The sequence below is a fragment of the Arthrobacter glacialis genome (assembly GCF_002909415.1).
Taxonomy (GTDB): domain Bacteria; phylum Actinomycetota; class Actinomycetes; order Actinomycetales; family Micrococcaceae; genus Specibacter; species Specibacter glacialis.
Genome location: NZ_PPXB01000008.1, coordinates 75,480 through 99,300, shown reverse-complemented (window position 1 = coordinate 99,300; position 23,821 = coordinate 75,480). Strand labels below are relative to the sequence as shown.

The following is a 23,821-nucleotide window of genomic DNA, read 5'->3' as shown; positions in this document are numbered from 1 at the left end:
CATCCCTGCCGAAAAATCAGTGCCAAAAGTTCAGTGCCAAAACCAGCTAGGGCGCCAGCAAGCCCAGTTCCCGCTCACCCAGGCTGGCAAACGCCTCCGCCACCACGTCTTCCGGCACGTCCGCCAGGGCTGCCGGGGACCAGGCCGGGTTCCTGTCCTTGTCCACCAGCTGCGCCCGGATGCCCTCGGCAAAATCCGGCCAGCGCAGTGCCCGCAACGAGACCCTGAACTCCTGGTTCAACGCCTCCTCCAAAGTCCCCAGTGCCCGCGCCCGCCGCAGCGCCGCAAGGGCGACACTCACGGCCGTGGGCGACTTCGCAGCAATCGCGGCAGCCGCTGCATCCGCCGCCGGATCGCCCACGCGGGACAAGCGCGCAAGGATGGTCTCCACGCGATCAGGGGCGTACGCCTCATCAATCCACCAGCGCTGCTGCGCCAAAGCGGACTCCGGTGCGGCTTGGCCCCAGCGTGCGACGGCGGAGCTTGCGTTACGCTCGGCCAGCTCGTCCACCAGCGTGGCCAGCGACGCCGATTCCACAAAGTGGCTGGCCAGACCCATCGCGATGGCGTCGGCGCCGTTGACCATGGCAGCGGTCAGGGCCGCGTGGGTGCCCAGTTCGCCGGGGGCGCGGGAGAGCAGATACGTGCCGCCCACATCGGGGACGAAGCCGATCCCGGTCTCCGGCATGCCAATTCGGGAGCGCTCGGTGACAATCCGGTGGGACGCGTGGGCCGAAATGCCCACACCCCCGCCCAGCACCACCCCGTCCATGAACGTCACAATGGGTTTTGGGTAGCGTTTGATGCGGGCATTGAGATGGTATTCATCGCGCCAAAACGTTTCGCTGGTGTCCCCGCCGGTACGGGCGTCGTGATAGATGGAGACGATGTCCCCGCCGGCGCACAAGCCCCGCTCACCGGCACCGGAAATGAGAACTGTTGAAACGGCGTCGTCAGCCTCCCACTCATCCAGGCACTGGGCAAGGGTGGAAATCATGGCCGGATTGAGCGCATTCATGGCCTCGGGGCGGTTGAGAATCAGGTGCCCCAGCTGGCCAGTTTGCTGGTGTAGAACGTCATTGTGCTCCATGTACCTATCCTCCATTGCTTAGCGCTCCACGGCCAGACGACCCACGATCAAGCGCATGATTTCATTGCTGCCCTCAAGGATCTGGTGGACCCGCAAGTCCCTGACCAGTTTCTCCAGCCCGTACTCGCTCAGGTATCCGTACCCGCCGTGGAGTTGAAGGGCCTGGTTGGCCACCTGGAAGCCGGCATCGGTGGCCACCAATTTGGCCATGGCGCACAGTTTGACGGTGTCCGGTGCGCCGGTGTCCAGGGCGTCTGCGGCCCGCATGAGCATGGTGCGGGAGACTTCCAGATCGGTGTCCATCTGGGCAATTTCAAAGAGCAGGTGCTGCTTTTCGATGAGCGGACCGCCAAATGCCTGCCGTTCCTTCAAATAGGCGATGGACTTTTCCAGCGCCGCCCGGCCACCACCCAGGGAGCAGGCCCCAATGTTGACCCGGCCTCCATTGAGGCCCTTCATGGCAATGCCGAAACCGTCGCCCTCGGCCCCCAGCCGGTTCGCCACGGGAATCCGCACATCCTTAAACACCACCTGACGGGTGGGTTGCGCCCGCCAGCCCATCTTCTTTTCATTGGCCCCGAAGGACAGACCGGGTGCGTCATGGGGAACAACGACGGCGGTGATCCCGCGGCTGCCTCGATCTGCTGTGCGAACCATGACCAGGTACCACGCGGCAGCCCCGGCCCCGGAAATGAACTGTTTGGTGCCGTTGAGAACGTAATCTTCGCCGTCGAGCACGGCTGAGGTGGTGATGGCCGCGGCATCGGAGCCAACCCCCGGTTCGGAAAGGCAGTAGCTGGTCAGCTCCGTCATGGCGGTGATGCCCGGCAGCCACGTGGCCCGCTGGGTGTCATTGCCGAAGGCATCGATCATCCAGGCCACCATGTTGTGGATGGAGATGTAGGCGGCGATGGTGGGGTCCACGGCTGCCAGCTCTTCAAAGATCAGCACGGCGTCGGCGCGGCTCAGTGCCGAGCCCCCGTGCTCCTCGCCCACATAAATCCCGCCCATGCCCAAGGCACCAGCCTCGGCCAGCACGTCCACGGGGAAGTGTTTGTTTTCATCCCAATCGGCCGTGTGCGGGGCCAGGGCCGTGGTGGCAAAATCGCGCACCATTTCCACCACCGCCTCTTGATCGGACGTGAGCTGGTACATGGTGCCTCCTGATGCGTTGCCCCGGTGGGGGTTTGGCTTATTTGGTGACCTTGCCCATCAGGGATGCGATGGGGCGAAGGAAGAGTGGGCGTGCGGCAAACCAGGCGCCCGCCATGACGAGCAGGGACAAGGCAAAGATGCCAAATCCCCACCAGTTCACAACGTCGCTGGAGGTGTACATGTGGTTCAGGTTGCGCAAGGCGCCTGTGGCCAAAACCAGCGTGACGTGAACAATGATGAAGGCCACAAAGTAGAGCATGACCGGGAAGTGGATGGCCCGTGCCGCCTGGATGGGGTAGATCTTGTTCAGCGTGCGGGCATTCTTGGGCCAGGCCCCTGACATGCGGATGCCGGTGGCGATGGCGAGCGGGGCGGCGATGAAGACCGTGACGAAGTACGTGAGCAGCTGCAGGGCGTTGTAGTTGACCCAGCCGTGCTCGGTGGGCCAATCCAGGGACATGTACTGCAAGGCTGCGGAGATGGCGTTGGGGAAGATGTCCCAGCTGGTGGGCACAATACGCATCCACTGGCCCGTGGCAAACAGCACCACAATGAAGATGAAGCCGTTGAGCACCCACAGCGCATCAAGTGTCAGGTGGAACCACAAATCGAGGCTGATTTTGGTGGGGGCGTTCTTGGTTTTGATCAGGCCCTTGTTGTTGCGCACCCAATGCGCGGTTGGGCGCTTGGTGGTGCGGACCTGCCAGCCTGAGCGGATAATCAGCAGCAGGAAGAACATGTTCAAGAAGTGCTGCCAGCCCAGCCATGCCGGGATACCCACGGGTGCTGTTTCAGGCAATACCGATTGCCCCGGGTAGGTGGTCATGAACGACTTCACCGAATCCATGCCGGTCAACCAGCGTGCAGCCAGGACCACCACCAGCAGGGCCAGCACCAAAACGGCAGCCACCACGGCAGCCTTGGCCCACAGACCCAGGGCCTTCCACCGTGCCGAAATGCCGTTGGCCTGCTTATTGATGGGTGTCGACATGGTCTAAAAAACCTCTTTCAAGAACTTCCAAGGGACCACCGCCACTTGGGCGGTTTCACTATCCTGCGTTTGCAACAGTCTCTATTTGTAACAGGTGAAGGGAATGATGTTGCTATTGGCTGTAACAGTAGATCCAGCCAGGTGCGGCCAATCCCCAGAGTACTAGGGAGTACTAGCATTTACTAGGTATCCCAAGTAAATTGTTGTGACGGTTGATTGTGGCCGCACCCCATCCGTTCCGACAGCCCGAAAGGACCCAGTGTCCCCCGCCTCTCCGCTGCCCATGGATCCCATTGCCGAAGCTAAGCGTCAGTGGATTGCCCACGGCTGGGCTGATGCGGCCGACGCCATGGCGGCCTTTTCCTCCGTGATGCGGGCCCACCAGATCATGTACAGCCGGGTTGATTCCGTGCTGAAACCGCTGGGTCTTTCCTACGCTCGGCTCGAGCTGCTGCGCCTGCTGTCCTTCACGCGCGACGGCGCCCTGCCGATGGCAAGTGCCAGCGCCCGGCTCCAGGTCCACCCAACCTCCGTGACAAGCGTTGTGGACAGGCTGGAAAAGGACCTGCTGGTGCGGCGCGAGGCCCATCCAACCGACGGCCGGGCAACCTTGGTGGTCCTGACAGTCGCCGGGCGGACGCGGGTTGAGGAAGCCACGGCGGCGCTGAATGCAGAGGTTTTTACCCAGCCCGGGATCCCGCAGGCCGACCTTGTGCAGATGACACAAATCCTGGCCCGTTTCCGCCAGGCCTCCGGGGACTTCACCGCCCCAGTCCAATACCCAGACCCCCTCTAGACGCCCGCTCACATCCGGGGCCTTTCCCAGCAACGCCCGCTCACATACGGGGGTAATTCGGCAAACGCTCGCTCAGAAGCGGGCAGAGCACGGCAAACGCCTCACAGCTGCTGCGCGAGCGTTCGGAAATAACGCCCCGTATGTGAGCGGGCGTTGTTTGAGGGCTGCTTATTTCAAGGACGGCTTCAAGGACGGGGCGCCACGGGAGACTTCGATGTCCACCGCCATCCCCTGCCCACTCAAATACACCAGGTGGCTGGCGGTTTCGGCGAGCGCCAGACGGAGGGTGAACCCGCGCAGCGATGCAAATCCTCGTGACCAGCCCAGCTGTTTGGACACATCCCAGACCGTCGCCGCAGTTCCTGACTCCAACACTGCAATCACTTCGCGGGAGCGCTCAAGGGTGTGATCTTGCAACTCAGCCACACGTTCCGGCAGGCCCCTGAATCTGTACTCGTGGGCTGGCAGCACTTCCGTCTCCGCCCCCACGGCCATGACCTGCAGTGACTGGAGGTAGTCGGCCAGCGGATTCGCATGGATTTGGGCCTCGAGGGAAACATGCGGGGTGATGCGCGGCAGTACATGGTCACCCGTGAGGATGAGCTGATTGGCCTCATCCACCAGGCAAATATGTCCGGGCGTGTGGCCCGGGGTGGCCAGCACGCGAACGCGCAGCCCGGCAATGGGCAGCAGTTCCCCATCAGCCAACCGGCGCTGCGGTTGGTCAACACTTGTCAGCTGCGCCCAGGTGTCAGTGTTGAAGGTGACCTCATTGAGGAATTCCGCAGGCACTCCCCACGCAGCAAACTGCACCCTGTCCGCGGCCACAAACCGTTGCGGATCACCGCGCCACTGCACGGCCAGAGGCTCATCAGCACCCAGTGCCACCCAGGCTCCGGAGGCGGCCCGCAGCCGTGCAGCCATGCCCAAATGGTCGGGGTGGAAGTGGGTGACGACTATCCCGGTGATGTCCGCCGGTTGCAGGCCCGCAGCAGCCAGCCCTGCCTGAAGGATTTCCCAGCCCTCCTCGGAATCCCAGCCCGGGTCAACCAGGGCGGCCTCGCCGTCGCCCACCAACAAGTAGGCCAAGGTGTAGCGCATGGGGTTGTTGATGAACGGCACGGGAATGGACCAGACGCCGGGGCGCACCTCCTCCACCGCCGGTAGCACCTTGTGTTTCCAGGCCTTGAATTGTTCCTGCCCTGTAACGGTGATCATCATGCCTTCCAGAATTCAAGAATGGTTGCAACGTCGGTGTCGGCGCCCGGCGGGCAGGGTCGGCCCTGTCCTGTAACTTACTTGCCGTGGAACACGCCGGGCCGACGCTCACCCAACGCCGCCACGGCCTCCAACAGGTCCTCACTGTGCAGGAACGCCGCGTTCCACAACGCCACATGCCTCAGCCCTCGGGCAACATCTTCTTCTCGGTCCTCGTTCAGCACGGCCTTGGTTCCAGCCACCGCCAACGGCGAGTTTGCGGCAATCTCCGCGGCCATTTCCAGGGCAGCCGCCATGAGCGTTTCATGATCCGGGTACACGTCATTGACCAGGCCAATCTTCTCTGCCCTGGCGGCTGTGATGTCCTTGCCGGTCAGCGCCAACTCGCGCAGCGCACCCTCGCCAATGATGCCGCGCAATCTCTGCAGGCTTCCGACGTCGGCCACGATCGCCAGCCGCGTCTCCCGGACACTGAACGTGGCATCCTCGCAGGCGAGGCGCACGTCCGCGGCGCTGATCAAGTCGACACCCCCGCCAATGCACCAGCCGTGGATGGCGGCAATCACCGGTTTGCGGCAGCGGGCCACGGCAGTGACGCCGTCCTGCAGCGACCTGATGACGCCCAGCAGTTCCGTGCGCTGGGCAGCCTGCGCCGTGGCGCCGGACCCCAGCCTGCCCAACCAGCCGCCCAGCACCTCCTGCACATCCAAGCCCGTGCTGAAAGTGCTTCCGACCCCGGCGAGCACCACGGCCCGCACGCTGTCATCAGCGTCCAGGGCGGCAAAAACCTGGGGCAGCTCAGCCCAAAAGGCCAACCCCATCATGTTCCCGCGCCCGGGCCCTGTCAGATGGACGACGGCGACACCCGGCGTGGGTGCCTGCTCCACCGTGAACGCCGTCCAGGGTTGGGTGAAGGCGGTGCCTGACGAGTTTCCCATCAGTACGTCTCACCGTTTTCGGCTTTGGCCACCAGCGATGCAGGGGGCAGGAAGTGCTCGCCATAGCTTGCCGCAAGCTCACGTGACCTGGCCACGAAACCGGCCAGGCCGCCGTCGTACCCGTTCATGTACTGGAGCACCCCGCCGGTCCAGGCCGGGAAGCCAATGCCCAGGATGGAGCCAATATTCGCATCCTCCACACTGCGCAGCACCCCTTCATCCAGGCACTTGACGGTTTCTAGGGACTCGGCAAAAAGCATGCGCTCCTTCATGTCCGTAAAGGGGATCTCGGCGGTGCCGCCATACGTTTCCTTCAGGCCCTCCCAGAGTCCGGTGCGGTGCCCGTCGGCGTAGTTGTAAAAACCTGCACCGCCGAGCTTGCCTTTGCGCCCGAACTCGTCGACCATGGTGTTCACGACGTCCGTGGCCGCATGGTGCTGGTACTTTTGCACACCGCCGTCGGCCTCCAAACCGGCCTTGGTTTCCTTCTGGATCTTGGCCATCAGGGTGAGGTTCAGCTCATCGGCCAGCTGCAGCGGCGCCGCCGGGTAACCGGCTTGCAGCCCGGCCTGTTCGATGGAGGGTGCTCCAATGCCCTCGCCCAGCATGGCGATGGCCTCGTTCATGAACGTGCCGATGACGCGGCTGGTGAAGAAGCCGCGGCTGTCGTTGACAACAATCGGGGTCTTGCGAATCTGCACCGCGATGTCGAAGGCCTTGGCCAGGGTCTCATCCGAGGTGTTTTTGCCGGCGATAATTTCCAGCAGCGGCATCTTGTCCACGGGAGAGAAGAAGTGCAGGCCAATGAAGTTCTCCTGCGCACACACCCCTTCTGCGAGCGCAGTGATGGGCAGGGTCGAGGTGTTGGAACCAAGCACCGCACCCGCTACAACAATGTCCTGGATTTCCTGGAAGGCCTTTTGTTTCACGTCAACGTTTTCAAAGACTGCCTCAATCACCAGGTCACAGCCGGCCAGCTCTGTGGCCTCGGAGGTGGGGGTGATTTTGGCCAGCAAGGCATCTGCTTGTTCCTGGCTGGACTGGCCCCTGGCCACGGCTTTGTCCGTGAGGGTCTTGGAGTAGTTCTTGCCGCGCTGGGCTGCCTCGAGGGAGACGTCCTTGAGCATCACGTCCATGCCGCCGCGGGCGCACACATAGGCAATGCCCGCACCCATCATGCCGGCCCCCAGCACGGCAACCTTCTTGGCCGTGTACTTCGGGTAGCCTGCAGGGCGGCTGCCGCCTGCGCTGATGTGGCCCATGTCGAAGAAGAAGGCCTTGATCATGTTGGTGGAAACCTGCCCGGTCACCAACTCCACAAAGTAGCGCGACTCAATCTCCAGCGCCGTGTCAAAGTCCACCTGGGTACTTTCGACGGCGGCGGCCAGGATGGCGCGTGGGGCCGGGTAGTTGGCACCCTTGAGCTGCTTGCGCAAGTTGGCCGGGAATGCGGGAAGATTTGCGGCGAAGGCCGGGGTGCTGGGCGTGCCGCCGGGAATCCTGTACTTGGGCACATCCCAGGGCTGGACGGCCTCCGGGTTGGCCTTGATCCAGGCCTTGGCTGCCGGGATCAGTTCCTGAACCGTGTCCACCACCTGGTGGACCAGGCCAACCTCCAGTGCCTTGCGGGGCTTGTACTTCTGCCCCTGCAGGAGCACCTTCATGGTGGCGTCGGCAATGCCCATGAGGCGCACCGTGCGGACAATGCCGCCACCGCCGGGCAGCAGGCCCAGCGTCACCTCCGGCAGGCCAAGCACCGAGCCCTCGGTGTCTGCGGCAATCCTGTGGTGGGTAGCCAAAGCAATTTCCAGTCCGCCACCCAGGGCGGCACCATTGATGGCGGCCACCACTGGCTTGCCAAGGGTTTCCAGGCTGCGCAGCTGGGACTTGATCTGCTGGCCCAGATTAAAGATCTTTTCCGCATCTGCCGGGGTGGCTGCCACCAGGTCCTTGAGCTCGCCGCCGGCGAAGAACGTCTTTTTGGCCGAGGTCACAATGACACCGCTGATGGAGTCCTTTTCCGCCACCAGGCGCTCCACCACTGACTGCATGGAGGAGGTGTAGGCGGCGTTCATGGTGTTGGCCGACTGGTTCGGGTCGTCCATGGTCAAGATGACAACGCCGTCCGCGTCCTGCTCCCAAAGAATGGTGTTCGTGTTCTGGTTCATTGCTTAGACCCTCTCGATCAACGTTGCTACACCCATGCCGCCGCCAATGCACAAGGTGATGACAGCCCTGTGCTTGTCGGTGCGCTCCAGTTCATCCAGCACGGTGCCCAGAATCATGGCCCCCGTTGCGCCCAGCGGGTGGCCCATGGCGATGGCACCACCATTGACGTTGAGCTTCTCATCGGGAATGCCTAAGTCTTTTTGGTATTTCAAAACCACCGAGGCGAAGGCTTCGTTGATCTCAAACAAGTCGATGTCTGCCACGCCCAGACCTGCCGTTGCCAGCAGCTTGTGGGTTGCCGGTGTGGGGCCTGTGAGCATGATGGTGGGATCCGCACCCGAGGTGGCCGTGGCAACAATCCGGGCCCGCGGCGTCAAGCCCAGCGCCTCACCAACCTCGGCGCTGCCCAGCAAAACCAAGGCCGCGCCGTCGACAATCCCGGAAGAATTCGCCGCCGTGTGGACGTGATCGATGGTCTCCACGGCATGGAACTTTTGAAGTGCGACGGCGTCAAAGCCGCCAGCCTCGCCCATGACGGCAAAGGCGGGGCGCAGCGTTGCCTGCGATTCCGGCGTTGACTCCGGGCGCATGTGCTCATCGACGGCCAGGACCACCAGGCCGTTCTGGTCCTTGACCGGGATCACCGAATTGGCGAAGCGGCCCTGGGCCCAGGCCTGTGCGGCGAGTTGCTGCGAGCGCACCGCATAGGCGTCCACGTCCTCGCGGCTGAAGCCTTCCATGGTGGCAATGAGGTCGGCGCCAACGCCCTGCGGCACAAAGTAGGAGTCGTAGTTGGTGGCCGGGTCCATGGCCCAGGCGCCGCCGTCGGATCCGATGGGCACGCGGGACATGGATTCCACCCCGCCGGCGATGATGAGCTGGTCCCAGCCGGAACGCACCTTCTGGGCCGCCATATTGACGGCTTCCAGGCCTGAGGCGCAGAACCGGTTGATCTGCACACCGCCCACGGTGTCCGGCAATCCGGCGGCGATGACCGCCGTGCGGGCAATGACGGCGCCCTGATCGCCCACGGGTGAGACAACACCGAGGATCAGGTCATCAATCAAATTTTCATCCAAGCCCGGATGCCGCTCCCGCAGGGCGTCGATCAGGCCAACCACCAGGTCGATGGGCTTGGTGCCGCGCAGTGCGCCCTTCTTCCCGCGGCCGCGCGGGGTGCGGATGGCATCAAAGATGAATGCTTCGGGTTGTTCGCTCACGTGAGCTTTCCTTCCGTTGACGTCCCTGCCCGTGTGGGCAGGGCGGTGGCAGAACTTGATGTTGGACCCTCGCGGCTGGGGACTTGCGAGCAGTGGGGACTAGAGCGAGCGGGCGATGAGTTCCTTCACGACCTCAGTGGCGCTGGCCAAGTGCTGGCACCGATCCGCCAGGTCGCAGGATTGGCCGTTGGAGATGTAGATTTTGGAACCCGTTACCGGGTGGTCGTCGCCGTCGCGAAGATCTTCATCGATCCAGCCAGACGAAAACTTAGTTGTTGACATACCGCCAATAGTTCAGGACTATTGACAACGTGTCAATAGCTGGCGCATGTCTTTACTTTCCTCTTTGAAGGCGATGACCATGGATAGCTCCGGAACATATTCAGCCATCACGTATGCGGTGGCCGAGGGCATTGCCACGCTCTGCCTGAACCGTCCCGAGGCCCGCAACGGCTACACCTTGGCCATGGCCCATGAGCTCGAACATGCACTCTCCACCGCCGACGCCGATCCGGACGTTGCCGTGGTGGTTCTCAGTTGCGTGGGCAGGGACTTTTCCGTGGGCGCGGACCTCAGCGGCGGCGGCTTTGACGCCATCATGCCAGCCAGCCCCGCCGGCGATTGGCAGGAGCCGGCCGGACGCTGCTCCAAAACCATCTTTGGGCTGAACAAGCCGGTCATCGCAGCGTTGCGCGGCGTCTCGGTGGGAGGCGGCATCACCATCACACTGTCCTGCGACTTCCGCCTGGCCGCCCATGATTCACGCTTCTCCTTCCCGTTCAGCCGCCGCGGTATCTTCCCCGAGGGCGCCAGCGTCTGGTACCTGCCGCGCCTGGTGGGCATGTCCCGGGCCACCGACTGGATGCTGACGGGGCGGCTCTTTGATGCCCAGGAAGCGCTCGACGCCGGACTGGTCACCTCCCTGCACCCACCCGAGGATGTCCTGGAAGCCGCTTACTCGCTGGCCCGGGACATCATTGCGAACACGTCAGCGGTTTCCACCGCAGTCATCAAGCAAATGCTCAACCACCTCAGCGGCCTGGACTCCCCCCTCCCCGTCCACGCCCTCGATTCGAAGCTGATTGCTGGGCTCCCCGGACACGGTGACGCCGTTGAAGGGGTCACCTCATTCCTGGAAAAGCGCCCACCCCGTTTCCCGCTGCAGGTCCCGCAAGACCTGCCGCCATGGCTGCCTTGGCTGGAAGCGGGGCAAACACCGTGAACGAACCCAGCCCAGCCCCGCAGCCAACCGAGGCGTCCGCAGCAAAGGCCGTGTCCGGCGTCGACCTTCACCAGATGCGGCGGCAACGCCTGAACCCCGACGAGCGGCGCCAACAAATCTTTGTGTGTGCCCAAAAACTGTTCAACGAGAACCCCTACGAGGATGTCTCGGCAACCGACATTGCCGCGGCGGCGGGGGTGGCCCGCGGCCTGATCAACCACTATTTTGGCAACAAACGGAACCTGTATTTGGAGGTCATCCGCATCAGTTCAACGGTTTCGGCGGTTGCCGTGGCCCGGCTGCCGGAGGGATCGCTCGAGGAACGCATTGACCTGGCAGTGGACTGGTTCCTGGATTCGCTGGAGAAATCCGGCACGTCCTGGCTGGCGCTGGGTTCCGGGAGCATGGGCCGGGATCCGGATTTGGAGACCATCCTGATCGCGGCAGAGAACGATTCCATTGAGCTGCTCATCGAGGCGTGCGGACTGGCCGGTCGCACGGAGGGGCGCGAGCAGATCCGCGCCATGTTCCGGATTTATGCGCAGCTAGCCCGCAGCGGCGGACGCGAATGGCTGTTGCGCAAAACCCTGACGCGTCCACAGGTGCACGCGCTGCTGGCCAGCACCCTGGCCGTGATTGTGGAGAAGGCAGTCCCGGCCGTCTAGCCATCCCTGCAACTGCCTCAACGACTACGCAATCAGGGTGAGTTGAACAGTTGGGTGAATGCGGCCTCGTATCCAAGCCGCCTAACGCGCTCTAAAAGGGGTCCTTCGGGTTATCTGTGGCCGTCTGTGGGATTTGTTGGCCTATGCGCCCGCTTGGGGGTTGGCGTGGCGCATGCCCTGAGTTCGCTTGGCTCTGCGCACTGCTGATACCTAGCGTGGCGCCCGTGACACAGCTGCGCCCCGCTGGCTGCCAGCGAAGCGCATAGCCAAGGACAGCGCGTCCTGAATGGGGTGTATGCGCCACACTCGTTTCGAGGTCTGCGCATCAGCCGACTCTCACTTATGGGCGGGGAATGGAACAAATTATTGCCCAAGAATCGTGCTGGAGGAACTGTTCCCGCGGCCACCCGATAAGATCATTTCAATGCCATTGGGGTATTGCGGAGGCTGTGTCGAAATGGATAATCAATGAGTGAATCACGTGGGATAGAGACCCCCGTTGCCGAAAAAGATTCATCGGGGACAAAGGTCCTCATAAGTTTGGCTGCTGCCGTCATTGTCCTTTTTGGCCTGAGCCGCATTTCCTCCATTGTTGGCCCCGTGTTTTTGGCGATTGTTTTGACCATTTGTGTCTATCCGCTTAAACAACGCCTCGTTCTTCGCGGGGTCCCCGCCGCAGTGGCCACCGTCTCCACCATTTTGGCTGTGTACGCCATGATTGGCGCCCTTGTTGCCTCGCTCTGGGTTTCAGCAGTGCAGTTGACCCAACTGCTGCCCCAGTTCGCACCGCAAATCACCGAGCTGCGCGGTGACTTGATGGTGTTCCTGCACGACACCTTGGGCATTGGCAACGACCAGGTCCGCGCACTGGTGGAATCCGTTGATCTGCGGGTTTTGCTGGATACCGCATACAGCTTGCTTGGCAGTGTCATGAATGTTGGCTCCGGGACTGTTTTCTTGTTGCTGCTGGTGATGTTCATGAGCATTGACGCCACCTATTTCCCCACCATCCTTGCCGTGGTGAAGGAAAAACGGGCTCCCGTGGTTGAAGCGTTGGGAAACTTCGCCAAGCTGTCCCGTTCCTTCATGGTCATGACCACCATTTTCGGGGCCATTGTGGCCGTGCTGAACCTCATTTTGTTGCTGGCACTGGGCGTGCCGGGGGCAGGTCTGTGGGCGCTGCTGGCCTTTGTCTGCGGATTCATACCGTTCATTGGGTTTTGGATCAGTCTGGTCCCGGCAGCCATCATGGCCCTGCTGGCTGGCGGGCTGCCGTCCTTCATAGCTGTGGTGGCCTTTTACGGGGTCATCAACTCGCTCATCCAGTCCATCATCCAGCCCAAGTTCGTCTCCGGCTCAGTGAATCTGAACATGACCCTGACGTTCCTGTCAGTCATCTTCTGGTCTGCCCTGCTGGGACCGCTGGGCGCGTTGATGGCCGTGCCGTTGTCGCTGTTCGCGCGGGCGATCCTGATTGACTCGCACCCGCAATCCGCCTGGTTGCGGCCCTTCATCGGCGATGTGACCGAGTCAAAGGCCATGCTGGCGGCCCAACGGGCTGCGGCGAAAACAGCCAAGGTCGCCAAGGGAGAAAAGGCAAGGAAGTCCGGCCAGGAGTCCCCCGGCGTCTGACCCCTCCCGCCCACAACAGACGCTCCTTCACTTCCGGGGCCCTTTCTGGCAACCCTCGCTCAGCAACGGGGCCATTTCCACGAACGCTCTCGCCCCGAGCGAGCGAGCGATCCCGAAAACCACCCCGTATGTGAAGGAGCGTTGCCGAAAACGACCCCCATATGTGAAGGAGCGCCTGAAGGGAGGGAGGAGTGGCAGCGTCTGGGGACTATTGCAGGTTTGACGTCAGTCGGGCCGCACTGTCCCAGAACTTCTCCCACGACGGGCGCTTGACCCAGTCTGCGAGTTCCAGCTGCCGGCTGTTGGCCCGGTAGCCGTCCTCCACGGCACGCATTTGCGTCACAAAGGAGGCACTGTGGATCAACACGGAGATCTCCATGTTCAACGAGAAAGATCGAATATCCATGTTGGAGGAGCCAATCACTGCAACATCGGAGTCAATGCTGAAATGCTTGGAATGCAGCACCTCCGGGGCCTTGTACAGGTAAATTTTCACCCCGGCCCGCAGCAGCGCCTCGTAGTACGATCGCTGCGCATGGTAGACCATGGCCTGGTCGCCAATCTCCGACACAAACAGCTCCACGTCCAGGCCGCGCCCGGCCGCTGTGATGATGGCCAGCAGCACCGAGTCCTCCGGCACAAAGTACGGGCTGGTGATGCTGACCCGTTCGGTGGCCTGGTGGATCATGGAGACAAAGAGTTTCAGGTTGTTGTCATTCTCAAAGCTCGGCCCGCTGGGAACCACCTGCGCATCCACCAGGTGCGGGGCCGGGTCCATGACAACGGGTGAGGTGTCCAGCTCCAATAAAACCTCGGTCTCGCTGAACCAGTCGGTGACGAACACGGCGTCGAGCTCGCGCACCACTGGCCCGTGCACGCGCATCATCAACTCGTGCCAGCGCAGCCCGCGCGCAATGTTCTTCTTCTTGTTGTAGCTCTCGTGGACCAGGTTTTGCGATCCGGTGAAGCCCACCACCCCGTCAACCACGAGCAATTTCCGGTGGTTGCGCAGATCGATCCGCTGCCATTGGCCCCGCCACGGCCGCAGCGGCAGCATGGCATGGTATTCGGCACCCATGGCGGCCAGCACGGCCAGCGTTTCCTTCCGGCCCGGGTTCATGACGGCCGCCAGATGGTCGCTGAGCACCCGCACTTTCACCCCGCGCAGGCAGGCCCGTTCCAGCGCATCAAAGAACGGCTTGGTCGCCGCGTCGTGCACCAGAATGTAAAACTCCACGTGCACGTAGCTTTGGGCGGCGTCGATTTCCTTGGCCATGGCGGCGATCGAGCCGTGATAGTCGGGGAGAAGTTCGACGCCGTTGCCTCCCACCATGGGCAGCGCACCCAAGGTGTTGTTGAGGGTCACAAGGGTGCCCAGGCCGTGCGGCCAGTCCTCCCGATGGCTGAGCTGGTCAAACCCCTCGGTACGGTCCAGGATCAGCTCGTTGACATGCTTTTGCTTGTCGCGACGGGCCCTGGGCAGCCGGTTGTAGCCCACCAGAAAAAAGGCGATGATCCCGATGAAAGGGATGAAGATGATGGTCAGCATCCACGCGATGGCAGTTGCCGGCCGGCGTCGTGCGGAAATATAGGCAACTGCCACGGCGCCAAGAATCACGTGCAGGGCTAGCAGGACCCAGGCAAGATGATTGGCGTCGCTGAACCAATCCAGGATGCTCACGAACAGGTATCTCCCTCATGAAAAACGAGCAACGGCGGACTCATGCGAGTCCGCCGTTGCTCCTCAATGGTTCTAGCAGTCTAGGGCAAGCCGGTTAGGAAACCTTGGCGAAATTCAGCATCAAATCGCTCAACAGCCGTGTGCCATACCCTGTTGCGCCGCGGGGGCGCCAGGAATCGTCGGTGTCGCTCTTCATGGTCCCGGCAATGTCCAGGTGCGCCCAGGGCGTGCCCTTGACGAATTCGGACAGGAACAGCGCCGCGGTGATGGCCCCGGCTGTGGGGCCGCCCATGTTGGAGATATCGGCAATGTCCGATTTCAGCTGGGGCAGGTACCGTGTCTCCAGCGGCAGCTGCCACGCCGACTCCCCCGTTGCCTGCGCCGACGCCGTGACCTGGTCCACCAAGTCCTGGCTGTTGCCAATGACAGCACCCACCAAGGTGCCCAGGGCAGCCATGGCGGCACCGGTTAGCGTGGCGACATCCACAATGGCGTCAGGGGTTTCTTCCATGGCCAGGCACAGGGCATCCATCATGACCAGGCGGCCTTCGGCGTCGGTGTTCTTGACCTCAACCGTTTTGCCATTGCGGGCTGTGAGCACGTCGCCGAGCTTGGTTGCCGTGCCGGAGGGCATGTTGTCGGTGCACATCAACCAGGCGCTGACCTCGGCGGTGGCACCCAGATCGCGCAGCCCCGTCATGGCGGCCAGCACCGCAGCGGAACCTGCCATGTCCATTTTCATGGCCAGGTGCATAGGATCTGATGGCTTCAGGCTGATTCCGCCGGAGTCATACATGATGCCTTTGCCCACCAGGGCCAGGTGGGCTGTGGGGACACCCGCCGGTTTGTACCGCAGCACAATCATGCGCGGTTCCTCGAAGCTGCCGGCATTCACGCCGAGCAGCCCGCCGCAACCGAGTTCAATGAGCGCAGCTTTGTCGAACGTTTCCACCGTCAGCCCAAACGAGGGGCCCTGCTCCGTGGCAAAGTCAGCATATTCGGTGGCCGTGAGGTGCCCGGGCGGGTTGTTGGCCAGATCGCGGGCCAGAGCGGCAGAACGGGCCAGCACCTTTCCGCGGGCCGCACCGGCTGCTGCGCCGTCGCCGGCGCCCACCACGTCAAGGCTCTCGACGGTGACATCCTTGGGAGCCGTCTGCAGGGCATTGAAACGGTACCGGGCCAGCAGGGCGCCTTCCACGACAACCTGGGCGGCCAGTGCGCCGTCGAGCCCGTGGCCAGCCGGGAGGATCAGGGCCAGCTTGGCATGGCGGGCCGCGGCACGGGCGAACGCGGCGGCAGCGTCGCGCAGCTCGTCGGCCGTGCGGGTGGCACCGGCTCCGGCACCCACCGCAACTGCCGCCGTCGCATCTGCACGGGGAATGACCAGTGTCTGGCCAGCTGCGCCGGTGAACCCGGCAGCTGCCAGGGCCTCCTTGCCCAAGCCAAGTTCGGCAGGTGCGTCACCGTCAGTGGACACAAAGTATCCGACGGCGGTTGTGGCGTCAGCAGGCGCATCCGGGGCAGACACGGCCGGATCAAGCTGCAGCGAGGGGGCCGGGTTGTACGATTCGGGAATCAATTTAATGGGCGTATGCACCAGGGGAAAACCTTTTCTCTCGTAATGAAACGCTTGCTAGCTTGCGGGGCCCCAGGGGATGCCTGTGACAAACCAGAGCACCAGGAACGTCGTCCACACCACAATCAAGACCACTGTGTAGGGCAGCATCATGGCCACAATGGTGCCAACGCCTGACTTGGGGCGGTACTTTTGGGCGAACACCACGATCATAGCGAAGTATGGCATGAGCGGTGTGACGATGTTCATGGGTGAATCGCCCACGCGGTAGGCGGCCAGCACGGCCTCGGGCTCAATGCCCAGGCGCATGAACAGGGGTACGAAGATCGGGGCAAGAATGGCCCAGGCGGGCAGCCCGCCGGGCATCAGAATGTCGATGATCAGGGCCACAATAACAAAGCCGATCAACAGCGGAACCGGTCCAAAGCCGGAAGTTTCCAACCAGTCGGCCATGCCCACGGCACCCACTGTTGCCAGGTTTGTGTAGGCAAAGTAGGCGATGAACTGGGCGATGACCAGCAGCAAGAAGATCAGGCCCGCAAGATTGGCAAAGGTCTTCACAATCGGGTTGATGATGTCCATGCTGTTTTTGATGGTGCCAGCGCCCAAGCCGTAGGCGATGCCGCAGCCAAGGAAGACGATCATGACGAGGAAGATGATGCTGTCCATCAAGGGTGCGGCAACAATCAAGGAGCCTGTCTCCGGGTTGCGCAGCGGTCCCCAGGACGGCAGCGAGAGCAGAAGCACGACGGCGGCGATGCCAAGACCTGTGAACATGGCCCATGTCAGGCCCTTCTTCTCCGCAGGGTCAAGTGCACCGTCCTCGTGCCCGGCTGACGGACCTTCATAGACACCCAGGCGGGGTTCCACGAATTTGTCCGTCAGCACGGTGCAAACGATGGTTACCAGAATGGTGGAGGCGATGCTGAAGTACAGGTTCGCCGTTACATCCAGGTTCCGGGCCGGGTCCATCATGTGGATGGCCTCGTTGGTGACCTCCGTGAGCATGCCATCGAGCGGGGTGATCAAAACGTTGACACCAAAGCCCGCAGCGACACCGGAGAACGCTGCGGCAAGGCCGGCCAGCGGATGCCTGCCCAAGGAGTGGTAGATCGCTGCACCCAGCGGGATCAGCACCATGTAGCCGGCATCGGTGGCAATGCTGGAGATGACACCCAGAAGCACAATCACAAAGGTGATCATGCTTGGGTGCGTGACCAGCACCAATTTGCGGATCAGGGCGGAAATCAGTCCGGCTTCCTCAGCGAGGCCCACACCGAGCATCGCCACCAAGATCACGCCGACAACACCAAAGTTGGTGAAGTTGGTGACCATGGAGGTGAAAAGGAAACGGATTCCATCGGCGTCCAGAAGGCTGCGCACCTTGGTGGTGACGTCGTCGATCTCTCCTGTGACGATGTTGGCGCTCTGGAACGTGGCGCTGGCACCGGCCCAGGAGAAGATCACCGACAACACCATGACCAAGCCAATAAGGATCAAAAAGATGACGGCAGGATGCGGGACTTTATCTCCCACTACTTCCACACCTGTCAGAAACTTCTCAAGAAATGACTTTTTTTGCGGTTTAAGTTCCGCCATCTTTTCGGCCATGATGTGTTCTCCCCAATCCTTACTATGTTGCTTAGACCAGAGCCTTGGCCTTGAGCTGTGCGTACTCGCCCTCCGTGATGGTTCCGGCGTCTAGCAATGCCTTCGCAGCGGCGATCTGCTCGGCGGGGCTCTGGGTGTGAGCCACGCGGCGAACGTACTCCTCAGTTTCCTTCTGCGCCTGGTTCACCTGGGCGATGCTGCGCTCAGTCATGCCCTGGCCACGGGCGATGATGTAAACCAGTGCGGTCAGGAACGGCAGCACAACCAGACCAATGATCCACACAACCTTCATCCAGCCGGAAAGCTTGGAGTCACGGAAAAGGTCGGCGACAATCTGGAACAGCAGTATGAGGTAGGACAAGAACAAGAAGAAGATAATGATGGACCAAAGTGTTTCAAGGAAGTTCATTGTTACCCCAATATTGGTAGAACGGAATGGGCACACTATTGGTGTCCAGAAAGTAATTCACGACGCTCAAAGAGCCGCGTTTCTTTGTTAGATTAGCAGTTGATGGGCCGGTGAAGTTCATTGTCAGATCACAATGTCTCAACGGTTTGGGGCGGCGTTAAAATTGTTATGCGCCCACCAAAGAAGTTAGCCTGTGCCTATGAGCGAAATCGCTGTCATGCTGACAATTCTGGCAATCACCGTTGTCATATTCGTATGGAACAAAATCCCCGTGGAGATAGTGGCCATCGGTGTTGCGTTGATTCTCTTCGCCACAGGAATCATTGGAATTGATGACGCATTTTCAGGCTTCGGTTCTCAGACAGTCATTCTGATTGCGGCGCTCTTCGTGGTTGCTGAATCCATTGATGCTGCCGGAATCACCACCTGGATGGGTGGCTTGCTGGTGAAGTTCGCCGGCGACAGCAGGCCCCGCCTCATTGCCCTGATCATGCTGTTTACGGCGCTTCTCACAGCAATTATCAGTGTGAATGGCGCGGTTGCCGCCCTGCTGCCCATGGTGGTGGTTTTGGCTGTGCGACTGGGCCGGGAGCCTGGCCAATTGCTCATGCCCATGGCCTTCGCCGCCCACGCTGGCTCCTTGCTTGTCTTGACTGGTTCTCCTGTGAATATTTTGATTCTGGAAGCAGCCATCGACTCCACCGGCCGGGGTATTGGCTTCTTCGAGTTTGCACTTGTTGGCTTGCCCTTGCTGATAGGCACCATTGTGGTGGCTATCTATTTGGGGCCCAAACTCCTGCCGCAACGGGTTCCCGAGGACTCACCCAAGGACCTCAGTGACCATCCACGGGTTCTGTTGGGACACTACTGGCCAGCCGAGCATGAACTGGTGCGTCTTCTGGTTCCGGTGGGAAGCGGCCACGTTGGCGACAAGATAGCCGGGGTGCTGCCCGCCACCCGCGGCGGGGTGCACCTGCTCAGCGTGCAAAACGCAGCCGGCAAGCCGCTCTCTTCAGATGTGTTGGGTGCCGGTAACTACCTCGTGGTGCGCGGCACGGCAAGCGACATTGCCGATTTTGCGCTGGAACACGAGATGGCAGTGGATACCACCCATGGAAGTGACGTTGCGTGCGGCTTGGTGAGCAAGTCGTTCGGAGTGGCTGAAGTCTTGGTGGCGCCCCGCTCAAATTTGATTGACACAAGTGTTTACCCGGGCATGGTCACTGAGAGTGGTTCCTTGGTGGTCTTGGCGCACCAGCGAGCCGGCAAGTCCCCGGAGTCCGGCGCAAACCAAGTCAAAGCTGGCGACACCTTGCTGCTGCAGGGAAGCTGGAACTCATTGGATCAGCACACCCGCGACCAAAACGTGTTGCTGGTTGACTCCCCCGACGCCATCCGCCGGCAAACGGTGCCGTTGGGTCCTGGCGCCATTCCCGCGCTCATCATCCTGGCAGCCATGGTGGTGATGATGACCACCAACATTGTCCCGGCATCAGTGGCAGCACTCTTGGCCGCCATGGCCATGGTCCTGACCCGTGTGGTCACCATGGGGCAGGCGCACAGGTCCATGTCTTGGCAAACCCTGATTCTGGTCGCAGGCATGATCCCGCTCTCAGCGGCCATCACCAAGACTGGTACGGCGGAAATGTTGGCCAACGGCATTGTCTACCTCACCGGTGGCAGCAGCCCCTATCTGCTGTTGCTCGGCATTTTTGTTGTCACAGCCGTCTTGGGCCAGCTCATTAGCAACACGGCCACTGCCCTGATCATCATCCCGATCGCCTTGTCAGTGGCCAACGAGGCCGGTTTGTCCGCGCTCACCGTATTGATGTGCGTCAGCGTGGCCTCGGCAGCGGCCCTGCTGACACCCATTGCCACCCCCGCCAACATGATGATCATGCGCCCGGCGGGGTACAAGTTTGGCGACTATTGGAAGTTTGGCCTGGTCATCATGTCCTTGTACGTGGCTGTGGCGGTGTTCCTGGTGCCAGTCTTCTGGCCCTTCTGATTCCGCCCGTCGGATTCCGGCCCCGTCTATGACGCAGTAGGTGCAGCAATTTCCCATCGGAATGCGCTTTCCAATGCAACTACTGCGTCATAGACGGTGGGGAAACAAGAAAGTCCCCGATCCGAAGATCAGGGACTTTCTTTTCCATGGTTGCGGGGACAGGATTTGAACCTGTGACCTCCGGGTTATGAGCCCGGCGAGCTACCGAACTGCTCCACCCCGCGATGTGATTATTACTTTACGCTGCCCCCGCCCCGGGTGCCAAACTGAAAGCACGTGACCTTCGTCTCCCCTCCGGTTTGCCCCGTGTTTACGCAGATTTCACCCGGCAAGGGCACAGAAAAAAGCCCCGTCACCACAAGTGACAGGGCCTTTCTCATGAACCTTCGACGCCGGAGCTAGGGTGCTGCACTCGGCGTAGCCGTGGGAGCCGGTACAGGCGTTCCGGACACACCCTCAGCTGCCAGGGCCGCAGTGAGTGCAGCCTCCAGAGTCTTCTGGGCTTCGCCGTAGGCTGCAAAGTCACCCTTGGCCAACGCTGCCTGGCCTGCCTTCAGGGCGGCGTTTGCGTCGTTGAGGGCCTTGGTCAGTGCGGGGTTGGTACTCGAGGGCGTGCCCGTACCAGTGGAGCTTCCGCCTGAACCTGTGCCCTTGTCAATGCCGGCGTCACCTGCGGTGGCACCGGAGTCACCTCCAAAGAGTTTGTCCAATGCCTCGTTGAGAGTGTCCGCATACCCAATGCTGTTACCGAAGGCCACCAGAACCTTCTGCAAGGTGGGGTAAGAGGTGGATCCCGTGGATTTCACATACACGGGCTGCACGTAGAGCATGCCGCCACCCATGGGGAGGGTCAGCAGGTTGCCGTTGATGACATCCGACTGGCCCAGCTTGAGCACGTTCAACTGCTCCGATACCTCGGTATTTGATTGGAAGGTATTTTGAACCTGGCCCGGCCCTGGCACCTGGGTAGCGTCCGGAAGTTCAAGCAATTGCAACTTGCCATAGTCGGGGCTCTTGACGCCCTTGACATTGCCGGCATCACCGTTGGCCGCCATGAAACCGTAGAGAATGTTGCGGGAGTCCGTGTTTTGAACTTCCTGCGGGATGAAGTCGGTGGTCAGCGAGAACGCTGTCTTGTCTTTCCCTGGCATCTTCAAGGACATGTAGTACGGCGGCTGCTTGTCTTTGGCTGGCGTGGTGGGGTCATCCGGCACGCTCCACGCCAGCGTGTTCTTGAAGAAGTCCCTGGCATCGGTGACGTGGTAGCGGCCCATGAGCTCACGCTGGACCTTGAAGAGGTCCTCCGGGTAGCGCACGTGGGCCATCAGGTCCCCGGACATTTCCGAGAACGGCTTAACAGTGGTGGGGAAAACGTTCTGCCAGGACTTCAGGATGGGATCCTGCGCATCCCAAGCAAACAGCTCCACCGAACCGTCATAAGCATCCACTGTGGCTTTAACCGAGTTGCGGATGTAGTTGACCGAGGCGTTGGGCAGCGGGGCCACGCCGTTGGCAGCCGTCAGGGAGTCAGTGGTGGCCTCCTGAAGTTGCTGCTGCTGCGAGTACGGGTAGTAGGAGCTGGTGGTGTAGCCATCCACAATCCACTTAACCTTGCCGTCAACGATGGCCGGGTACGGGTTGCTGTCCAGGGTCAGGTACGGGGCAACCTTGGCAACACGTTCTGCCGGGGTCCTGTCGTAGAGGATCTGCGACTTCTCATTGACACCATTGGTTAGCAGTAAATCCGTTGACTGGAACTTCAAGGCGTACATCAGGCGGTTGAACCAGTTGCCCAGATTGGGGCCGGCGTCGCCGGTGAAGGTTGTCAGCGCCTCGGAGGCAGGATCGTCGCTTCCGGTGGTTGTTGAACTTCCCTGCGGGCGGTCCAGTTCAATGGGAGCGGTTCCATCTGGCGCGCCCACAATGGAGTAGTCGGTGGTTGACTGGCCAAAGTAGATGCGCGGCTGGTAGCTGGTGTCAGTACCGAGCACGCCAGTGGAAGGCACTCCGGACTGCATGAAATCGGGTTTGCCATCAGATGTAGCCCTGTTGGCATAGGCTGCCACCATGCCGTAGCCGTGGGTGTACACCAAATGTTGGTTGTACCAGCTCTGCTGGTTGGGGTTGATGCCCTGGGGGTTCAGTTCACGCACAGCAATAACTGCGTCCTGGACCTTGCCGTCAACGGTGTACCTGTCCACATTCAAGGTCTTGGGGAACTTGTAGTACGGGCGGAACTGTTCCAGCTGGGCAAAGGTGGAGGACATCAGGTTCGGGTCAAGCAAGCGGATGTTGGCAGCAGTGTCGGCGTCCTTGCGCAGGGCACCAGCCTCCGCCGTCGTGGTTGCGTTGTAAGGGGTGACTTCCATGTCGGCGAGTCCATACGCGTTGCGGGTCATCTCAATGTTGCGCGCAATGTACGGCAGTTCCACGTCACCTTCGGAAGGCTTCACCTGCCATTCCTGAACGGCCAAGGGGTAGATTCCGCCAGCCACAATGGCCGTTACGGCCAGCATGCCGGCGCCAATGAGAGGAAGCTTCCACTTGCCGATGAACGCGGCCACAATAAACAAGATCGCAACAATGATGGCGGCGGCAGCCAAGATCGCTTTGGTGGGGATTACGGCATTCACATCAGTGAACATGGCACCTGCACGGTAGCCGCCGTTGTCCTGCAACGTGGCGAAACGGCCCAACCAGAAGTTGACGCCCAGCAGGATCAGGAAGATTCCCACCATGACGGCAATGTGGATCTGGGCGGCGCGGGAGGTGAAGATGCCACGCTCGGTGAGGCGGATTGCACCATAGAGGTAGTGCGTCAGCAGCCCGGCAATGAAGGCTATGACGGTGGCGCTAATGAGCATCCCCACAGCAAAGCCAAGGAAAGGCAGCGTGTTGGTGTAGAAGCTGATGTCCATGCCGAACTGGGGGTCAGTGCTGCCAAATGGCACCTGGTACAGGAAAAGCATGACCTTTTCCCACTGGGCCATGGCTGCGGTCCCGGCGAACAAACCAAAGACCACAGGAATGCCAATCATCACCACGCGGCGGATGGGTTCCAGCTGCATTTGGTAGCGGTTGAGGTTGTCCTCACGGGCACTGTCCGGGGCGTAGATGGGCCGGGCCCGGTATGCCACGCGGATGGAGAAGAACACCGCCAGCGCCATGATGAGGAAGCCTGCGAAGAAGATCACCAACTTGGCAATGCGCTCAGTCCAGAAAACTTCGGAATATCCGATCTGACCGAACCAGAGCAGATCGGTGTAGACGCCGGAGAAAAGCACAACACCAACCACCAGCGCCGCCACCACAATGATGGTTGGTAGTAGGGCGCTGCGGCGCTTGGGCCGGACGGAATTACTCGGCGGCGGGGCTGGGCGGGATGTCACTCTCTACCTCTAACTCAAGTGGTGGAACTGAAAATGCAGGTGCTACTACTT

Annotated in this window: 18 protein-coding genes and 1 tRNA gene; 5 read left to right on the top strand and 14 right to left on the bottom strand. The window is 61.3% G+C overall.

Annotated features, from left to right (window positions below):
* Nucleotides 1–46: 46 nt before the first annotated feature.
* From CVS28_RS11385 to CVS28_RS11375, 3 genes are read right to left on the bottom strand one after another with little or no spacing between them, the layout of a single operon-like run.
* Complete coding sequence (locus tag CVS28_RS11385; RefSeq protein ID WP_243399849.1) at nucleotides 47–1,090, bottom strand: enoyl-CoA hydratase/isomerase family protein; 1,044 nt, start codon at nucleotides 1,088–1,090, stop codon at nucleotides 47–49.
* 18 nt (nucleotides 1,091–1,108) lie between these two features.
* A complete protein-coding gene (locus tag CVS28_RS11380) occupies nucleotides 1,109–2,245 on the bottom strand; it encodes an acyl-CoA dehydrogenase family protein (protein ID WP_103464725.1) in 1,137 nt (378 codons plus the stop codon).
* 37 nt (nucleotides 2,246–2,282) lie between these two features.
* Nucleotides 2,283–3,236 carry a cytochrome b/b6 domain-containing protein gene (locus CVS28_RS11375; protein WP_103481581.1) on the bottom strand — a complete coding sequence of 318 codons (954 nt, stop codon included), beginning with the start codon at nucleotides 3,234–3,236 and terminating at the stop codon, nucleotides 2,283–2,285.
* Nucleotides 3,237–3,495: 259 nt separating this feature from the next.
* On the opposite strand from CVS28_RS11375, the gene CVS28_RS11370 reads away from it, so the two are divergent.
* Nucleotides 3,496–4,032, top strand: a complete 537-nt coding sequence (locus CVS28_RS11370; protein ID WP_243399848.1) for a MarR family winged helix-turn-helix transcriptional regulator — start codon at nucleotides 3,496–3,498, stop codon at nucleotides 4,030–4,032.
* Nucleotides 4,033–4,200: 168 nt separating this feature from the next.
* On the opposite strand, the gene CVS28_RS11365 is transcribed toward CVS28_RS11370, so the two are convergent.
* The 5 genes from CVS28_RS11365 to CVS28_RS11345 form a co-directional block, all read right to left on the bottom strand.
* Nucleotides 4,201–5,253 (bottom strand): MBL fold metallo-hydrolase, encoded by a 1,053-nt coding sequence (locus CVS28_RS11365; protein ID WP_103481580.1) that lies wholly within the window; start codon nucleotides 5,251–5,253, stop codon nucleotides 4,201–4,203.
* A gap of 74 nt (nucleotides 5,254–5,327) precedes the next feature.
* The gene (locus CVS28_RS11360; protein ID WP_103481579.1) at nucleotides 5,328–6,188 is read right to left on the bottom strand and encodes a crotonase/enoyl-CoA hydratase family protein; all 861 of its coding nucleotides are present in this window, start codon (nucleotides 6,186–6,188) and stop codon (nucleotides 5,328–5,330) included.
* Nucleotides 6,188–8,356, bottom strand: coding sequence for a 3-hydroxyacyl-CoA dehydrogenase NAD-binding domain-containing protein (locus tag CVS28_RS11355; protein WP_103481578.1), 2,169 nt, complete (start codon nucleotides 8,354–8,356; stop codon nucleotides 6,188–6,190). Before CVS28_RS11355 ends, CVS28_RS11360 begins: the two co-directional genes overlap by 1 nt.
* 3 nt (nucleotides 8,357–8,359) lie before the next feature.
* Entirely contained in the window at nucleotides 8,360–9,577 is a 1,218-nt protein-coding gene (locus CVS28_RS11350; RefSeq protein ID WP_103481577.1) for an acetyl-CoA C-acetyltransferase, read from the bottom strand.
* A gap of 99 nt (nucleotides 9,578–9,676) precedes the next feature.
* Nucleotides 9,677–9,859 (bottom strand): hypothetical protein, encoded by a 183-nt coding sequence (locus tag CVS28_RS11345; RefSeq protein ID WP_103481576.1) that lies wholly within the window; start codon nucleotides 9,857–9,859, stop codon nucleotides 9,677–9,679.
* 79 nt (nucleotides 9,860–9,938) lie between these two features.
* Here CVS28_RS11345 and CVS28_RS11340 point away from each other — a divergent pair, with 79 nt between their 5' ends.
* From CVS28_RS11340 to CVS28_RS11330, 3 genes are all read left to right on the top strand, one after another.
* Nucleotides 9,939–10,799, top strand: a complete 861-nt coding sequence (locus CVS28_RS11340; RefSeq protein ID WP_207797197.1) for an enoyl-CoA hydratase-related protein — start codon at nucleotides 9,939–9,941, stop codon at nucleotides 10,797–10,799.
* On the top strand, nucleotides 10,796–11,464 hold the full coding sequence (locus tag CVS28_RS11335) for a TetR/AcrR family transcriptional regulator (RefSeq protein ID WP_207767605.1): 669 nt from the start codon (nucleotides 10,796–10,798) through the stop codon (nucleotides 11,462–11,464). Before CVS28_RS11340 ends, CVS28_RS11335 begins: the two co-directional genes overlap by 4 nt.
* A gap of 468 nt (nucleotides 11,465–11,932) precedes the next feature.
* Nucleotides 11,933–13,096 carry an AI-2E family transporter gene (locus tag CVS28_RS11330; protein WP_103467632.1) on the top strand — a complete coding sequence of 388 codons (1,164 nt, stop codon included), beginning with the start codon at nucleotides 11,933–11,935 and terminating at the stop codon, nucleotides 13,094–13,096.
* Between the two features lie 208 nt (nucleotides 13,097–13,304).
* Here CVS28_RS11330 and cls read toward each other — a convergent pair whose 3' ends face one another.
* From cls to CVS28_RS11310, 4 genes are all read right to left on the bottom strand, one after another.
* A complete protein-coding gene (gene cls, locus CVS28_RS11325) occupies nucleotides 13,305–14,771 on the bottom strand; it encodes a cardiolipin synthase (RefSeq protein WP_103481632.1) in 1,467 nt (488 codons plus the stop codon).
* 100 nt (nucleotides 14,772–14,871) lie between these two features.
* On the bottom strand, nucleotides 14,872–16,374 hold the full coding sequence (locus CVS28_RS11320) for a leucyl aminopeptidase (RefSeq protein WP_243399847.1): 1,503 nt from the start codon (nucleotides 16,372–16,374) through the stop codon (nucleotides 14,872–14,874).
* Nucleotides 16,375–16,410: 36 nt separating this feature from the next.
* On the bottom strand, nucleotides 16,411–17,964 hold the full coding sequence (locus CVS28_RS11315) for an AbgT family transporter (RefSeq protein WP_243399846.1): 1,554 nt from the start codon (nucleotides 17,962–17,964) through the stop codon (nucleotides 16,411–16,413).
* Between the two features lie 31 nt (nucleotides 17,965–17,995).
* On the bottom strand, nucleotides 17,996–18,373 hold the full coding sequence (locus CVS28_RS11310) for an SHOCT domain-containing protein (RefSeq protein WP_103466979.1): 378 nt from the start codon (nucleotides 18,371–18,373) through the stop codon (nucleotides 17,996–17,998).
* 199 nt (nucleotides 18,374–18,572) lie between these two features.
* On the opposite strand from CVS28_RS11310, the gene CVS28_RS11305 reads away from it, so the two are divergent.
* A complete protein-coding gene (locus CVS28_RS11305) occupies nucleotides 18,573–20,381 on the top strand; it encodes an SLC13 family permease (RefSeq protein WP_103481573.1) in 1,809 nt (602 codons plus the stop codon).
* 147 nt (nucleotides 20,382–20,528) lie between these two features.
* Here CVS28_RS11305 and CVS28_RS11300 read toward each other — a convergent pair.
* Both CVS28_RS11300 and CVS28_RS11295 read right to left on the bottom strand, forming a co-directional pair.
* A tRNA-Met gene (locus tag CVS28_RS11300) sits at nucleotides 20,529–20,605 on the bottom strand.
* 174 nt (nucleotides 20,606–20,779) lie between these two features.
* The gene (locus tag CVS28_RS11295) at nucleotides 20,780–23,770 is read right to left on the bottom strand and encodes a UPF0182 family membrane protein (protein WP_243399845.1); all 2,991 of its coding nucleotides are present in this window, start codon (nucleotides 23,768–23,770) and stop codon (nucleotides 20,780–20,782) included.
* Between the last annotated feature and the right edge of the window lie 51 nt (nucleotides 23,771–23,821).

Bases quoted from the DNA above. Each gene is read 5' to 3' on its own strand.
- CVS28_RS11385 (WP_243399849.1), bottom strand. From the start codon at position 1,090: ATGGAGCACAATGACGTTCTACACCAGCAAACTGGCCAGCTGGGGCAC.
- CVS28_RS11380 (WP_103464725.1), bottom strand. From the start codon at position 2,245: ATGTACCAGCTCACGTCCGATCAAGAGGCGGTGGTGGAAATGGTGCGC.
- CVS28_RS11375 (WP_103481581.1), bottom strand. From the start codon at position 3,236: ATGTCGACACCCATCAATAAGCAGGCCAACGGCATTTCGGCACGGTGG.
- CVS28_RS11365 (WP_103481580.1), bottom strand. From the start codon at position 5,253: ATGATGATCACCGTTACAGGGCAGGAACAATTCAAGGCCTGGAAACAC.
- CVS28_RS11360 (WP_103481579.1), bottom strand. From the start codon at position 6,188: ATGGGAAACTCGTCAGGCACCGCCTTCACCCAACCCTGGACGGCGTTC.
- CVS28_RS11355 (WP_103481578.1), bottom strand. From the start codon at position 8,356: ATGAACCAGAACACGAACACCATTCTTTGGGAGCAGGACGCGGACGGC.
- CVS28_RS11345 (WP_103481576.1), bottom strand. From the start codon at position 9,859: ATGTCAACAACTAAGTTTTCGTCTGGCTGGATCGATGAAGATCTTCGC.
- CVS28_RS11340 (WP_207797197.1), top strand. From the start codon at position 9,939: ATGGATAGCTCCGGAACATATTCAGCCATCACGTATGCGGTGGCCGAG.
- CVS28_RS11330 (WP_103467632.1), top strand. From the start codon at position 11,933: ATGAGTGAATCACGTGGGATAGAGACCCCCGTTGCCGAAAAAGATTCA.
- CVS28_RS11315 (WP_243399846.1), bottom strand. From the start codon at position 17,964: ATGGCCGAAAAGATGGCGGAACTTAAACCGCAAAAAAAGTCATTTCTT.
- CVS28_RS11310 (WP_103466979.1), bottom strand. From the start codon at position 18,373: ATGAACTTCCTTGAAACACTTTGGTCCATCATTATCTTCTTCTTGTTC.
- CVS28_RS11305 (WP_103481573.1), top strand. From the start codon at position 18,573: ATGAGCGAAATCGCTGTCATGCTGACAATTCTGGCAATCACCGTTGTC.